We start from the raw sequence: 13,567 nt of genomic DNA on the forward strand, positions 1-13,567 counted from the left end.
GACGCCTGGACAACAAGTCCGGGCTGTTCTTCGAAAACGAAGTCTTGGGGTGGCCGGGGGCCGTTACGCGGTACGGCCCCGGCGGGCGAGGAGTCGGACGACTCCGTCGCCGATGAGCTGCACGACGGTCACGATGGCGACCAGGACGACGACGGTGACCAGCATGAAGGTGGTGTCGAAGCGCTGGTATCCGTAGGTGACGGCCTTGGAGCCGAGGCCTTCGCCGCCGACCGCGCCGGCCATCGCGGAGTACCCGATGAGCACGATCACGGTGGTGGTGACGGCCGAGACCAGCGAGGGCAGGGCCTGCGGGAGCAGCACCTTGCGGACGATGGTGGGGATGCCGCCGCCCATGGCCTGGACGGCTTCGACGAGTCCGTGGTCGACCTCGCGGATCGCGGTCTCGACGAGGCGCGCGAAGAAGGGGATGGCGCCGATGGCGAGCGGCACGATCATCGCGGTCGGGCCGATGAAGGTGCCGACGACGAAGGTCGTGAAGGGGATCAGGGCGATCAGCAGGATGATGAACGGCAGCGAACGCCCGACGTTCACGATCGCACCGACGACCTTGTTCACCGGCCGGTTCTGCAGCAGTCCGCCCTTGTCCGTGAGGACGAGGAGGATGCCGAGCGGCAGGCCGCCGACGATGGTGACGACGGTGGCCCAGAGGACCATGTAGAGGGTGTCGACGGTGCCCTGCTCCAGGAGGGGCTGCATCTCCGACCAGGTCACTTGGCACCTTCCTTCACCAGCACGGACGCGATCTCTTCCACGGTGTCCTCCACGAGCTCGACCTGGAGGCCCTGCTCGCGCAGGAAGCCGACCGGGACGACGTTCTCCTCGTACCGTCCGGGCAGTTCGATCCGCATCCGGCCGATCTGCTTCCCGCCGACGGTGTCCATCGCCGCCCCGAGGATCGAGATGTCGATGTTGTACGTGCGGGAGAGCTGGGAGATCACCGGCTGCGTCGCGGCCTCGCCGTGGAAGGTGACGTCCACGACGGTGCGGTCGGGGCCCGTGGGGGCGCCGCTGACCGGGAACAGCTCGGACGCCAGCTGGGAGCCGGGGGTGGCGAGCAGTTCGCCGACGGTGCCGGACTCGACGACGCGGCCGTGCTGCATCAGGGCGGCGGAGTCGCAGATCGTCTTGACGACGTCCATCTCGTGCGTGATGAGCAGGACGGTGAGGCCGAGCTGCTGGTTGAGGTCGCGCAGGAGCTGGAGGATGGAGCGGGTGGTCTCCGGGTCGAGGGCGCTGGTGGCCTCGTCGGAGAGGAGGACCTTGGGCCTGCCGGCGAGGGCGCGGGCGATGCCGACGCGCTGCTTCTGGCCGCCGGAGAGCTGGCCGGGGTAGGCCTTGGCCTTGTCGGCGAGGCCGACGAGGTCGAGGAGTTCCAGGGCGCGGCGGGAGCGCTCGGCGCCGGAGACGCCGAGGATCTCCAGGGGAAGCTCGATGTTGTCCTTGACCGTGCGGGAGGACAGCAGGTTGAAGTGCTGGAAGACCATGCCGATGCTGCTGCGCGCCCGGCGCAGGTCCTTGCCCGCGCGGCGGCCCTTCCCGGCGAGGGCGGTGAGGTCGACGCCGTCGACGGTCACGGTGCCGGAGGTGGGGCGCTCCAGGAGGTTGACGCAGCGGATGAGCGAGGACTTGCCGGCGCCGCTCTGGCCGATCACGCCGAACACCTCGCCCTCGCGGACGTGGAGGTCGACGCCGTCCAGAGCGGTGACCTGCCGGCCGCGCGACTCGTAGACCTTGGTCAGGCCCGAAGTGGTGATCACAGGGGTTTCCGTCACTGTCGAGTGCGCGACGCGGGGTCCGTCGTGCACGGGGCATTCGTCATTTCGGACAGTCAGGCGCACGGGGAGGCTGCTCCGGCTGGTGGCCGGGCGGCAGCGGTGCGCGGGGCAGGCACGGTCCGGCGCCGGATGGCGGTCGGATCGGCTCGGCCGTCGGGGTCTCGCTTCGGGGCGCGAGGCTCAGGCGGGGGCCCTCAGTTGGCGCACATTCGACACATACAACGAGCACCGGGCGTCGTGTTCGCCTCGGTCGCAAGGGTGCGGCTGCTCGTCGTGGTCATGTCTGCAAGTAAAACATGCGCAGCTGCGAAGGGAACGGGGCTGTCCGAATAGCGGACGTCGTTGAGACGTCATGCGGACGCGCCGGTGCCGCCCGTCGGTGCGCCTTTCCGTGTGTGGCCTGGAGGGATCCGACCCTTGGCCGGTTCCCGGCGGGGAGGGTGATCGGGTACGGGGTGTGGCCAAGGCCACGCGGCCGGCGGGGCACCGACGGGGCGGGGGCGGGCGCACCCGGCCATTCGGGCCGTAATACCCTCGGGCGCATGCTTGACGCCCTGACGGTCGCGGTCTCCGTGGCCGCGCTCGCCCTCGCCGCCTGGTGCGGCTTCGCCGCCTTCCGGGACCAGCCGACCAAGGACTGGCACTTCATCGGCATGGCCGTGGTGACGTTCCTGGTCCTGGTCCAGCTGATCGTCGGCATCGTGCAGCTGGCGCGCGGCGAGAAGGCCGAGGAGGGCACGACGATCTTCGTCGCCTATCTGCTCGGCGCGCTGTGCGCGGTGCCCATCGCCGGTTTCATGTCGCTCGCGGAGCGCAGCCGGTGGGGTTCGGCGACGGTGGCGGCCGGCGCGGTCGTCCTGGCCGTGCTCGAAGTGCGTCTCTACGACATCTGGACGGTGGGCTGACCATGACCGCGACCGAGACCCAGGGAAAGGCCCGTCTCGTCACGGGTCCGGGCATGCTGCTCGTCTGGCTGTACGGCGTGATGTCGGTCGGCGCCGTCTCCCGCTCGATCTACCAGATCGCCACCGAGTTCGACCGTGCGCCGCTCGCGTACAGCCTGTCGGCGGTGGCGGCGGTCGTCTACGTCTTCATCACGTACACGCTGGTACGCGGTGGGGAGAAGGCCCGCAGGGCGGCGCTGGTGTGCTGCGCCGCCGAGCTCGCGGGCGTGCTGATCGTGGGGACCTGGACGCTGCTGGAGCCGTCCGCCTTCCCGGACGCGACGGTCTGGTCGGACTTCGGCTACGGCTACATCTTCATTCCGGTGCTGCTGCCGCTGACCGGTATCTGGTGGCTGCGGAAGGCGGCCAAGGCCGCCTAGGACGGTTCTAGGCGGCCTTCTCCAGGGTGACCAGGGTGAGCTTCGGGCCGAGCTCGCGGGTGCCGACCTGGGCGTACCCCTTGCTGCGGTAGAGGCGGAGATTGCCCTCGCTGCGGTGGCCGGTGAAGAGCTGGAAGCGCTTGGCGGACGCCGTGTCCCCGGCCTCCGAGGCGAAGTGCCGCTCGATGCCGTCGAGGAGGCGGCCGCCGAGGCCGTGCCGCTGCATGCGCGGGTGGACGATGAGCTTGGCGATCCGCACCGTGCCGTCCTCGTCGATGCGGGCCCGTACGGAGGCGACGACCTCGTCGCCGAGCCGGGCCACCAGCCCGTAGCCCTCGTCCAGTTCGGCGCGCAGGGCGTCGAGCGACTGGGTGAGCGGTTCGATGGACCAGTCCCCGTACAGCTCCGCCTCGCTCTGGTAGCAGAGGTACTGCAGCTTCAGGATGTGCTCCGCGTCCTGCGGTTCCGCTGCTGAGATGGTCACACTCAGGCCCATGTGTGCACGCCTCCCGCTCATCTGGTCGATCATCGGTTTACCGCACCCTTCCCCGTCGACCGGGGGCGGGAACCTCTGCAGCCAGCATTCTGCGCAGGCATCCCAGGCATCGGGAACGCATCGGCCCCAGACTGCCCTGTGAGATACCCAACTCTCCTGCGATTTCCCGGTAGGTGGGGTCCTCCGGGTCGAGCATCGCGGTCAGCACCTTCGGGCAGCGGCCGGGTGTCCTGGTGACGGCGGCGCGCAGGGTGCGGCGGCCCTCGGCGACCAGCAGGGAGTGTTCCGGGGAGCCGTGGGGCTCGGCGCCGCCCGGTGCGTGGACGGGTTCGTCCCGGTAGGGGAGTTCGCGGTCGTGGGTCCTGCGGGCGCGGCGCGCCTCCGCGCGGACGGCCCGGCGCAGCCATTCGGCGGGCCTCTCGGGGGCGGTGCCGGTCTCCTGGAGCTGCTCCAGGAGACGGAGCCAGACGGCCTGTTCGAGGTCGCCCGGGTCGACGCCGGCGGCCGGTGCCTCGGCGTCGGACTCGGCGGAGAGCAGCGGGGCGAGGGCGGCGAGGAGGCCGGTGGCCTGGGCTTCGGGGCTCTGGACCTGCACGGCGGGGGTGGTCTCGGGGGTGGTCATGACCGGCACGATGCCGGGGCGTGCGGCCGTGGTTGCGGTGCGGGGCGTAAACCACCCGGGAGGGGGGCGCACGGTCCGACGCTCCGTCCGTACGGCCCCCTCGGTCCGGCCCTGTCCGCCCCGTACGGCCCCCCTCGGTCCGGCCCTGTCCGTCAGTACACCCCCCTCGGCGGGTCAGTCGCGGGCGGTGAGGCCCGCGGCGGCGAGCAGTGCGGTGTCCGGGTTGTCGGAGAAGATGCCGTCGATCCCCGTCTCCAGGTACCGCTTGAGGGCCCCGAAGGCGTCGCCGTACGCCGTCGGGTCCGTGCCCTTGCGGAAGTCCGCGGGCAGGAAGCTGTTCTCGTTGCGGTGCGTGTACGGGTGGAGGATCAGCCCCTCGGCGTGCGCGTCGCGGACCAGGGTGGTCGGGGTGCCGAGCCGGCCGCTCGCGTCCTTCGGGATGACCAGGTCGAGCGTGGGGCCGATGCCCTGCGCGTACGAGGCGATCCAGCGCAGGCCCTCGGGGGTGACCAGGTCGGCGACCGTGCGCGGGTCCCCGGCCTCGACGAAGTCCCAGGGACGGCTGCTCGCGCCGGAGAGCAGGACGACGCCCGGGGCGTCCACCAGCTTCGCCAGGCGCTGGATGCTGCTGGGCTCGAAGGACTGGAGGAAGACCGGGGAGTTCGCGCGGTGGCGTCCGTACCGGCGCAGCAGCTTCGCGAGGCGCTCCTCCAGGCCGAGGCCGAGGGAGCGGAAGTAGCTGGGGTGCTTGGTCTCGACGTGGAGCCAGATCTCGCGGCCCCGGCGGCGGCCCTCCTCCTCGGCCCAGATGAGGACCTCCTCGAAGGTGGGGACGGTCCAGCGGCCGTCGTAGAGGGTGTTCTCCTGGCGGGTGCCGGGGATGCGCTCCTTGGCCCGCAGGGTCTTGAGCTCGGCGAGCGTGAAGTCCTCGGTGAACCAGCCGGTGAGCGCGGTGCCGTCGACGGTCTTGGTGGTCTTGCGGGAGGCGAACTCGGGGTGGTCGGCGACGTCGGTGGTGCCGGTGATGTCGTTCTCGTGGCGGCAGACCAGGTGTCCGTCGCGGGTGGGGACGAGGTCCTGCTCGACGACGTGGGCGCCGAGGTCGAGGGCGTGGCGGTAGGAGCCGAGGGTGTGCTCGGGCCGGTAGCCGCTGGCGCCCCGGTGGCCGATGACGGTGGGGACGGGGAGGGAGCGGTAGCCGTGGCCGCGGCCGGGCGTGCCGTCCGGGGCGGCGGCCCCTGCGGTGCCGGTGGCGGCGAGGGCCGTGGAGGCGCCGAGGACGGTGGCGCCCGCCGCTCCGAGAACCGTCCGCCGTGCCGGGGTCCGGCGTTCGCCCTGGGTCATGAGGGATCCTCCTGTGTGAGCCGCGGTGTGATGTCCCGCACCTGTCAACTGTTGTCCCCGACGCTAGGCAGCGGGCCCCTACGGGCGGCAGACCTCGGCAGAACATGGCGGAAACACACGTCAACACTGCGTATCCACTCGGTGAACCCGATGTGCGCGCGAGGGCGACCCGCGAGTATCGTCGCCAGCTGCAACCGTCGGATCGCCCACTCGACCGACCCGCTTCCCACCGGAGGAACCGTTGTCCCGTCTCGCGATCATCAAGGCAGTGCTCGGGCCGGTCATGCGCCTGATGTTCCGCCCCCGCGTGGAGGGCGCCGAGAACATCCCCGGGACGGGTCCCGTGATCCTCGCCGGCAACCACCTGACCTTCATCGACTCGATGATCATGCCGATCTGCCTGGACCGTCCGGTCTACTTCATCGGCAAGGACGAGTACGTGACGGGCAAGGGCCTCAAGGGCCGGGCGATGGCCTGGTTCTTCACCAGCGTCGGCATGATCCCGGTGGACCGGGACGGCGGCCGGGGTGGTGTGGCGGCGCTGATGACGGGCCGCCGGGTGCTCGAGGAGGGCAAGATCTTCTCGATCTACCCGGAGGGCACCCGCTCCCCCGACGGCCGGCTGTACCGGGGCCGTACGGGTATCGCGCGGCTGACCCTGATGACCGGGGCGCCGGTGGTGCCGTTCGCGATGATCGGCACCGACAAGATTCAGCCGGGCGGGGCGGGATTCCCGCGCCCGGGCCGGGTGACGGTCCGCTTCGGCGAGGCGATGGAGTTCTCGCGGTACGACGGGATGGACCGCGACCGGTATGTGCTGCGGGCGGTGACGGACTCGGTGATGGCCGAGGTGATGCGGCTTTCCGGCCAGGAGTACGTGGACATGTACGCCACCAAGGCGAAGGCGGCGTAGTCCGGCCTGCGAACGTCGAGGTGCCCCGTACGGCCATGGGTCGTACGGGGCACCTTCGCGTTCACCGGGCACGTCAGTGCTCGACGCCTTCCTCCAGCTTCTGGCCCTTCAGGAGGAACCAGGCCGCGACCGCTGTCGCGAGGAGGACCGCCGCGCCGACGCCCGCCGCGATCCGCAGGCCGTCGACGAAGGCCTCCTGGGCGGAGGTCACCAGGGCGGTCGCCGTCTCGGGGGCGAGGCCGCCGGAGGCCTCGACCGCCCCGCCGAGCGACTCGTGGGCGGCCGACGCGATGTCCGAGGGGACACCGGCCGGGGCGGCGAAGCCGCGGTAGACGCCGGTCACGATGGAGCCGAGGATCGCGATGCCGAGCGCGGCGCCCAGTTCGTACGCGGTCTCGGACACCGCGGAGGCGGAACCGGCCTGTTCCTTCGGGACGCTGGAGAGGATCACGTCCGCGGTCACGGTGAAGGAGAAGCCCGCGCCCACGCCGACGACCAGGAGGCTCGCGCCGAGCAGCGGGTAGCCGGTGTGCTGGTCGAGGGTCGTCAGGACGGCCAGGGAGAGGCCGACCGCCGCGAGACCGCCGGCCACCACGGACCGTACGGAGAAGCGGCGGGCCACGACGCCGGCGGCCAGACCGGCCGTCACCGCGCCGATGGCGGCGGGCAGTTCGGCGAGGCCGGCCTCCAGGGGCTGGCGGCCCTGGACCAGCTGGAAGAACTGGGACAGGAAGAACACCAGGCCGGAGAGGCCGAGGATGGTCAGCAGGTCGGCGAGGACGGCTCCGGAGAAGCCGCGGTGGCGGAAGAGCCGCATGTCCAGGAGCGGCGCGGGCAGGGTCAGCTGCCTGCGGACGAACCAGGTCAGGGCGGTGGCACCGGCGAGGGCGGCGACGGCGGCGTCGAGGGAGAGGCCGTGGGAGGCCAGTTCCTTGACCGCGTACACGACTCCGATGACACCGACGAGGGAGAGGGCGACACTGGGGAGGTCCCAGGGGCCGTGGTTCGGGTTCTTCGACTCGGGGATCAGCTTGCTGCCGACGAGGACGAGGACGGCCATGACGGGCAGGTTGATGAGGAAGACGGAGCCCCACCAGAAGTGCTCCAGGAGGAAGCCGCCGACGACCGGTCCGACGGCGGCGCCGGCCGAGGCCATGGCGCCCCAGATGCCGATGGCGAGGCTGCGCTCGCGGGGGTCGTGGAAGAGGTTCCGGATGAGCGCCAGGGTCGAGGGCATCAGGGTCGCGCCGGCGACGCCGAGGAGGGCGCGGGCGACGATCATCATCTCGGGGCTGGTCGCGTAGGCGTTCAGGACCGAGAGGGCGCCGAAGGCGGTCGCGCCGATCAGCAGGAGCTTCTTGCGGCCGATGCGGTCGCCGAGGCTGCCCATGGAGACCAGGAGTCCGGCGATGACGAAGGAGTAGACGTCGCCGATCCAGAGCAGCTGGGTGCCGGAGGGCTTGAGGTCCTCGGAGAGGAAGGGGGTCGCGAGGCCGAGGACCGTGGCGTCGACCGCCACGAGGAGGACGGCCAGGACGAGCACGGAGAGGGCGAGCCACCGGCCGGGGCGGTGCACGCCCTCGATATGGCTCTCGGTCCTGATGCTGCTGGTGGTCACTTCTCCACGCTCCTGCGCGCTCCGCCGAGCAGCAGCTCGACGATCATGTATTGGAAGTCCTTGGCGGCGACCCGGCCGTCCTGCACGGCCCAGGCGCCGGAACCGATGAGCCCGTAGAGGGCCTCGGTGAGCCAGGCGGGGGTCAGGTCGATGCGGAAGACGCCCTGTTCCTGGCCGCGCCGGAAGAGGGCGGAGACCCGGGCGTCGAGGCGCTCCCAGCCTTCGTTCTGCTGGTCGCCCTCGAAGAGCTGGTTCTCGGTGACGAGGAACGACAGCAGCGGGGCGACGGGCTCGACCTCGGCGACGAGCCGACGCACGGCCTCGTCGGCGGGCCCTTCTTCGGTGCGGGCCCGGTCGTGGGCCGCCTCCAGCTCCTGCAGCCCGAGCTCTTCGAGCGCCCGCACCAGGGCGTCCCGCCCGGCGAAGTGCCGGTGCAGCGTGGCCCGCCCGATCCCGGCGGCCCGGGCGACCTCGTCCATGGTGGCGGTCGCCTTGCGGGAGAGCAGGGCGGCGGCGGCACGGAGCACCTGGGTGCGATCGACTGACATGAGACAACCATACACCGAGTGAGACATCAATGTCTCATTCGATATTTCAACGCCTCACCGAGGCGGGGACGGAATGCTGTGATGATGACGAAGCCACTGCTGCTGATCGATGTCGACGGGCCGCTGAATCCGTACGCGGCGCAGCGCGAGCGACGTCCGGAGGGGTACACGACACACCGGATGCGGCCCGCCGGCTGGTTCGAGACGAAGCCGCTGCGGGTGTGGCTCAACCCGGACCACGGGGACGAGCTGCTCGCGCTGGCGGAGGCGTACGAGCTGGTGTGGGCGACGACCTGGAAGGGCGAGGCGAACGACTGGATCGGGCCCCACCTCGGGCTGCCCGAGCTGCCGTTCATCGACTGGCCGAAGATGCACGGGGCCGCCCCGCGCGGGACGTTCTGGAAGACCCAGTACATCCTGGAGTACGCGGCGGGGCGGCCGTTCGCATGGGTGGACGACGACATCACGCCGTACGACCACGAGTACGTGGAGCAGAAACACCTCGCCGCCGCCCTCCTGCTGCACGTCGATCCCCGGATCGGGCTGATCCGGCCGGACTTCGACGCGCTCGCGGAGTGGGCGGCGGCGCTGTGACCTGCTGAGGGTTACTTCTTGGCCTCGGCCCAGGCGTGCTGGATCACCAGGTCCGCCTTGACCTCGACCAGCTGGGTGGCGACCGCCGAGGGGGCGGTGCCGCCGCGGCCGTCGCGGGAGGCGAGGGCGCCGGGGACGTTGAGGACGGTGCGGACCTCGGGGGTGAGGTGCTCGGAGATCTTGCCGAACTGCTCGTCCGTGAGCTCGTCCAGCTCCTTGCCCTCGGACTCGGCGACCTTCACGCACTCGCCGGCCACCTCGTGCGCCACCCGGAAGGGGACGCCCTGCTTGACCAGCCACTCGGCGATGTCGGTGGCGAGCGAGAAGCCGGCCGGGGCCAGCTCCTCCATGCGCTCCCGGTTGACCGTGAGCGTGGCCATCATGCCGGTGAAGGCCGGCAGCAGGACCTCCAGCTGGTCGCAGGAGTCGAAGACCGGCTCCTTGTCCTCCTGGAGGTCCCGGTTGTAGGCGAGCGGGAGGGCCTTCAGGGTGGCCATCAGGCCGGAGAGGTTGCCGATGAGGCGGCCGGACTTGCCTCGGGCCAGCTCGGCGATGTCCGGGTTCTTCTTCTGCGGCATGATCGACGAGCCGGTGGAGAAGGCGTCGTGCAGGGTCACGAAGGAGAACTCCTTCGTGTTCCAGATGATGATCTCCTCGGCGATCCGCGAGAGGTTGACGCCGATCATCGCCGTGATGAAGGCGAACTCGGCGACGAAGTCACGCGAGGCCGTGCCGTCGATCGAGTTGCCGGCCGAGCCCCGCTCGAAGCCGAGGTCCTTCGCGACCGCCTCCGGGTCGAGCCCCAGGGAGGAACCCGCGAGGGCGCCGGACCCGTACGGGGAGACCGCCGTCCGGGTGTCCCACTGCCGCAGCCGCTCGGCGTCCCGGGAGAAGGCCTGGGCGTGGGCGAGGACGTGGTGGGCGAAGAGCACCGGCTGGGCGTGCTGGAGGTGCGTACGGCCGGGCATGGCGACGTCCGGGTGGGCCTCGGCGAGGCCGACGAGGGCGTCCTGGAGATCGGCGACGAGGCCGCCGATGATCCGGGCGTGGTCGCGCAGGTACATCCGGAAGAGGGTGGCGACCTGGTCGTTCCGGGACCGGCCGGCGCGCAGCTTGCCGCCGAGCTCGGCACCGAGGCGCTCCAGGAGGCCCCGCTCCAGGGCGGTGTGGACGTCCTCGTCGGCGATGGTGCCGACGAAGGAGCCGTCGGCGACGTCCGCCTCCAGCTGGTCGAGCCCGGCGATCATGCGGGTCAGCTCGTCCTCGGTGAGCAGGCCGGCCTTGTGCAGCACGCGCGCGTGGGCACGCGAACCGGCGATGTCGTACGGCGCGAGACGCCAGTCGAAGTGGACCGAAGCGGAGAGCTTCGCCAGGGCCTCGGCCGGGCCGTCGGCGAACCGTCCACCCCAGAGCCGGACGTCACCGTTGTTGCTGCTCACTGCTGCTCCTCGATCGAACGTGGGCGGATGACGCAAGGTCGACGTTGTTAGGCATAACTATGCGGATGGCCGTATGTTTTGTCAATCGCGGTCCGTGGGCGGCGAAAATCGTGAGCGCCCCCGTACACCCTGTCCCTACGCTCCGCCCATGGAGGACACCCACACCGCAGGAGCCACCCGACTGGCCCGGGGAACACCGCTCGCCTCGGCGATCGACACCTCGGACGCCACCGCCTGGACGGGGCTCGACCTCGCCGTGCGGAAGCTCGCCCGCACCCGTCCGTCCGCCCTTCCGGATCACGCCTGGGCGACGGGCCGCCGCTTCCACTGGCCGTGGGACGCACCGCTGCCCACCCTGGACCTCTCGCGCAGCGAACCCGACGCACCCCAACTCGCCCTCGCGCTCTGCCACCCCGACGGCCGGATACGCGAGGCGGCCCTGCGCCGCGCGGCCCTCCTTCCCGCCGCGGACCTGCGGCCGCTGCTGCCCCTCGTGGCGATCCGCTGCGCGGACTGGGCGGAGGCGGTACGGGAGCCGGCCCGCGACCTGCTGCGGGCCGCGCTCCCCGATGCCGGACCCGACACGATCGCCGCCCTGGCGCCCGTCGTCCTGCGGATCGCCGTGCGCCGGCACGGCGAGGCCGCCCGGACCCTCCTCGAAGCCGAACTCCGGGAAGGCCCGGCGCCCGTCCTCGACACCGCCCTCGTCCGCGAGGACCGGGCGACCCGGCGCCTGGCGCACCGGATCGCCGTCGAGCGGCGACACCTCTCCCCCGAGCGGTTCGCCGAGGCCGCCGCCACCGATCCGGACGTGGTGATCCAGGACATCTGCGCGGACGGCGCCGTCGCCGGGGTCGGCCCGGAGACCGGGGAGGAGGTGCTCCTGCCGCTGCTGCGCTCGCGCCACTCCCGGGTGCGCGCGGCCGGGGTGACGGCGCTGCGCCGGGCCGGGCGCCCCGGGGAGGCCGAGGCGTACCTGGCGGACCGGTCGGGCCTGGTGCGGGCGTGCGCGCGGTACGTGCTGCGGCAGTACGGCATCGAGGCCGCACCGCTCTACCGCGCCCTGTGCGCGAGCGCGTCGGTGCCCCCGGCCGCTCCCCTCGGACTCGCCGAGTGCGGCGCGCCCGAGGACACCGCCCTGCTGTGGGGCCTCACGGACCACCCGCACCCCGGCGTACGGGCCCACGCCGTCGCAGGGCTGCGGGTACGGAAGGCGGCGGACGTGGCGCGCCTGGCGCCGCTCCTCGACGATCCCGCGCCCGGGGTCGTACGCGAGACGGTGACCGCCCTCGTTCCGTACCACGAGCGGCTGCCGGTGGACGCCCTGCGGGCCCGGCTCGCGACAGAGCACCCCCGGCACGTGCGCGTGGCGGCCTTCCGGCTGCTCGTGGCGCACGGCGGTTCGGGGCTGCGGGAGATCGCCTGGACACTGATCGACGACGCCGAGCCGAAGCTGCGCGCCAACTCCCGTGCGCTGCTGAGGAGCTGACGCCCCGGCCGGACGGCACCCCGGGTGGGCGAGAATCGGACCATGGCAAAAACATATGAGCGTATCGAGGGGCGGCTTCGGGCCTTCATCGAGGACCAGCCGATGTTCTTCACCGCGACCGCTCCCCTCGCCGGCGACGGTCACGTCAACCTCTCCCCCAAGGGCCGCAAGGGCACGCTCGTGGTGCTCGACGAACTGACCCTCGCCTACATCGACTTCGGCGGCAGTGGCGCCGAGACGATCGCGCACCTGCGGGAGCCGGGGAACGGGCGGATCACCCTGATGTGGACCGCGTTCTCCGGGCCGCCGACCGTCGTGCGCGTGCACGGGACCGGCGAGGCAGTGCTGCGGGACGATCCCCGGTGGGGCGAGCTGTTCGCGCGGTTCCCGGCCGAGGCCGTCGAGGGACAGGGCAGCGCGCGGGCGATCGTCCTCGTGCACGCGCGACGGGTCAGCGACGCCTGCGGCTTCGCAGTCCCGCTGATGGAGTACCGGGAGGAGCGGCAGCTGCACGCCGAGTACTTCAACCGGAAGACGGACCAGGAATTCAGCGACTACTGCGCGAGCAAGGACCACATCGCGACCAGCCTCGACGGACTCCCCGGCCTTCCGCTCCCGCTGCCCCCGCTGCCCGCCGAATAGCCCCGTACGACGGGCGGGCGCCCGGCTGCCGTCCTAGCGTCGCGGCCATGCGCACTCTGCTCGCCCTCGGCGCCGCCCTGCTCTCCCTCGGCGCCGCGCCCGCACCCGTACCCGCACCGCTGCCCGCGCGGATGGCCGACACCGGCGGGGGCTCCCAGCTGATCACGGCCGAGGCCTCGGACACGGACTCCACCACGGGCACGCTGACCTGGTGGGACCGGCGCGGCGGGCGGTGGGTCGTGGCGGGCTCCGCGCCCGCCCGGTTCGGGGCCGGCGGGCTCGCCGAGGGCGCCGCGCGCCGGCAGGGCACGAACACCACGCCCACCGGGCTCTACCGGCTGCCGTACGCCTTCGGGGTGCGGTCCCGGCCGGCCGGGACCCGCTTCCCGTACGCCCGGGTCACCGAGCGGTCCTGGTGGTGCCAGGACAACGCCTCGCGCGCGTACAACCGCTGGGTCGAGGGGCTGCCCCGGGACTGCCGGGCCGGCGAGGCCGAGCATCTCGCCTCGTACGGCACGCAGTACGCGTACGCGCTGGTCATCGGCTTCAACTACGAGCGCCCGGTACGCGGGCGCGGGGCCGGGATCTTCCTGCACGTCAACGGGCGCGGGGCGACCGCGGGTTGCGTCTCCGTGCCGGCCGACGCGATGCGCGCGGTCCTCGCCTGGGCGGATCCCGCGCGCCGACCGCACATCGCCGTCGGAACGCGGGGCGGTCCGACGGCGATCACGCGGTATTGAGC

General features: G+C 71.9%; 15 protein-coding genes. 7 read left to right on the plus strand and 8 right to left on the minus strand.

Features of this window, described 5'->3' with window-relative positions; all coding sequences use genetic code 11:
- Positions 1-63: 63 nt before the first annotated feature.
- Positions 64-732: a methionine ABC transporter permease gene (locus AC07AW_RS21980; protein ID WP_041128301.1), complete on the minus strand. Its 669-nt coding sequence runs from the start codon at positions 730-732 to the stop codon at positions 64-66.
- Positions 729-1,778, minus strand: coding sequence for a methionine ABC transporter ATP-binding protein (locus AC07AW_RS21985; protein ID WP_478817156.1), 1,050 nt, complete (start codon positions 1,776-1,778; stop codon positions 729-731). The genes AC07AW_RS21980 and AC07AW_RS21985 overlap by 4 nt, the downstream gene beginning before the upstream one ends.
- 560 nt (positions 1,779-2,338) lie before the next feature.
- Between AC07AW_RS21985 and AC07AW_RS21990 the strand changes: the two genes are divergently transcribed.
- Together AC07AW_RS21990 and AC07AW_RS21995 are read left to right on the plus strand one after the other, a co-directional pair.
- Positions 2,339-2,701: a hypothetical protein gene (locus AC07AW_RS21990; protein ID WP_389228155.1), complete on the plus strand. Its 363-nt coding sequence runs from the start codon at positions 2,339-2,341 to the stop codon at positions 2,699-2,701.
- Positions 2,702-2,703: 2 nt separating this feature from the next.
- Positions 2,704-3,120, plus strand: coding sequence for a hypothetical protein (locus AC07AW_RS21995; protein ID WP_478817157.1), 417 nt, complete (start codon positions 2,704-2,706; stop codon positions 3,118-3,120).
- A 7-nt stretch (positions 3,121-3,127) separates the two neighbouring features.
- Here the strand turns inward: AC07AW_RS21995 and AC07AW_RS22000 are convergent, their stop codons facing one another.
- From AC07AW_RS22000 to AC07AW_RS22010, 3 genes are all read right to left on the minus strand, one after another.
- Positions 3,128-3,616, minus strand: a complete 489-nt coding sequence (locus tag AC07AW_RS22000; RefSeq protein ID WP_478817158.1) for a GNAT family N-acetyltransferase — start codon at positions 3,614-3,616, stop codon at positions 3,128-3,130.
- A 37-nt stretch (positions 3,617-3,653) separates the two neighbouring features.
- Positions 3,654-4,238 carry a sigma-70 RNA polymerase sigma factor region 4 domain-containing protein gene (locus tag AC07AW_RS22005; RefSeq protein ID WP_478817159.1) on the minus strand — a complete coding sequence of 195 codons (585 nt, stop codon included), beginning with the start codon at positions 4,236-4,238 and terminating at the stop codon, positions 3,654-3,656.
- Between the two features lie 174 nt (positions 4,239-4,412).
- Positions 4,413-5,582, minus strand: coding sequence for a glycerophosphodiester phosphodiesterase (locus tag AC07AW_RS22010; RefSeq protein ID WP_478817160.1), 1,170 nt, complete (start codon positions 5,580-5,582; stop codon positions 4,413-4,415).
- A 241-nt stretch (positions 5,583-5,823) separates the two neighbouring features.
- On the opposite strand from AC07AW_RS22010, the gene AC07AW_RS22015 reads away from it, so the two are divergent.
- A complete protein-coding gene (locus AC07AW_RS22015) occupies positions 5,824-6,495 on the plus strand; it encodes a lysophospholipid acyltransferase family protein (protein WP_384897171.1) in 672 nt (223 codons plus the stop codon).
- A gap of 73 nt (positions 6,496-6,568) precedes the next feature.
- On the opposite strand, the gene AC07AW_RS22020 is transcribed toward AC07AW_RS22015, so the two are convergent.
- Together AC07AW_RS22020 and AC07AW_RS22025 are read right to left on the minus strand one after the other, a co-directional pair.
- Complete coding sequence (locus tag AC07AW_RS22020) at positions 6,569-8,113, minus strand: MFS transporter (protein WP_478817161.1); 1,545 nt, start codon at positions 8,111-8,113, stop codon at positions 6,569-6,571.
- Positions 8,110-8,661 (minus strand): TetR/AcrR family transcriptional regulator, encoded by a 552-nt coding sequence (locus AC07AW_RS22025; RefSeq protein ID WP_478817162.1) that lies wholly within the window; start codon positions 8,659-8,661, stop codon positions 8,110-8,112. Before AC07AW_RS22025 ends, AC07AW_RS22020 begins: the two co-directional genes overlap by 4 nt.
- An 84-nt stretch (positions 8,662-8,745) precedes the next feature.
- Between AC07AW_RS22025 and AC07AW_RS22030 the strand changes: the two genes are divergently transcribed.
- A complete protein-coding gene (locus AC07AW_RS22030; protein WP_478817163.1) occupies positions 8,746-9,255 on the plus strand; it encodes an HAD domain-containing protein in 510 nt (169 codons plus the stop codon).
- A gap of 11 nt (positions 9,256-9,266) precedes the next feature.
- On the opposite strand, the gene argH is transcribed toward AC07AW_RS22030, so the two are convergent.
- Entirely contained in the window at positions 9,267-10,694 is a 1,428-nt protein-coding gene (gene argH / locus AC07AW_RS22035; RefSeq protein WP_478817164.1) for an argininosuccinate lyase, read from the minus strand.
- A 148-nt stretch (positions 10,695-10,842) separates the two neighbouring features.
- Here argH and AC07AW_RS22040 point away from each other — a divergent pair, with 148 nt between their 5' ends.
- Genes AC07AW_RS22040 through AC07AW_RS22050 form a run of 3 tightly spaced genes read left to right on the plus strand, consistent with a single transcriptional unit; the run spans position 10,843 to position 13,565 of the window.
- Entirely contained in the window at positions 10,843-12,183 is a 1,341-nt protein-coding gene (locus AC07AW_RS22040) for a HEAT repeat domain-containing protein (RefSeq protein WP_478817165.1), read from the plus strand.
- Between the two features lie 42 nt (positions 12,184-12,225).
- Positions 12,226-12,825 carry a pyridoxamine 5'-phosphate oxidase family protein gene (locus tag AC07AW_RS22045; protein ID WP_478817166.1) on the plus strand — a complete coding sequence of 200 codons (600 nt, stop codon included), beginning with the start codon at positions 12,226-12,228 and terminating at the stop codon, positions 12,823-12,825.
- Positions 12,826-12,872: 47 nt separating this feature from the next.
- A complete protein-coding gene (locus tag AC07AW_RS22050) occupies positions 12,873-13,565 on the plus strand; it encodes a L,D-transpeptidase family protein (protein WP_478817167.1) in 693 nt (230 codons plus the stop codon).
- Positions 13,566-13,567: the final 2 nt, after the last annotated feature.

Source organism: Streptomyces sp. NPDC044003 (assembly GCF_056435185.1).

Excerpts from the sequence above, each read along its gene's own strand:
- AC07AW_RS22005 (WP_478817159.1), bottom strand. The coding sequence starts at position 4,238 with ATGACCACCCCCGAGACCACCCCCGCCGTGCAGGTCCAGAGCCCCGAA.
- AC07AW_RS22030 (WP_478817163.1), top strand. The coding sequence starts at position 8,746 with ATGACGAAGCCACTGCTGCTGATCGATGTCGACGGGCCGCTGAATCCG.
- AC07AW_RS22000 (WP_478817158.1), bottom strand. The coding sequence starts at position 3,616 with ATGGGCCTGAGTGTGACCATCTCAGCAGCGGAACCGCAGGACGCGGAG.
- AC07AW_RS21995 (WP_478817157.1), top strand. The coding sequence starts at position 2,704 with ATGACCGCGACCGAGACCCAGGGAAAGGCCCGTCTCGTCACGGGTCCG.
- AC07AW_RS22025 (WP_478817162.1), bottom strand. The coding sequence starts at position 8,661 with ATGTCAGTCGATCGCACCCAGGTGCTCCGTGCCGCCGCCGCCCTGCTC.
- AC07AW_RS21990 (WP_389228155.1), top strand. The coding sequence starts at position 2,339 with ATGCTTGACGCCCTGACGGTCGCGGTCTCCGTGGCCGCGCTCGCCCTC.
- AC07AW_RS22010 (WP_478817160.1), bottom strand. The coding sequence starts at position 5,582 with ATGACCCAGGGCGAACGCCGGACCCCGGCACGGCGGACGGTTCTCGGA.
- AC07AW_RS22040 (WP_478817165.1), top strand. The coding sequence starts at position 10,843 with ATGGAGGACACCCACACCGCAGGAGCCACCCGACTGGCCCGGGGAACA.
- AC07AW_RS22045 (WP_478817166.1), top strand. The coding sequence starts at position 12,226 with ATGGCAAAAACATATGAGCGTATCGAGGGGCGGCTTCGGGCCTTCATC.
- AC07AW_RS22050 (WP_478817167.1), top strand. The coding sequence starts at position 12,873 with ATGCGCACTCTGCTCGCCCTCGGCGCCGCCCTGCTCTCCCTCGGCGCC.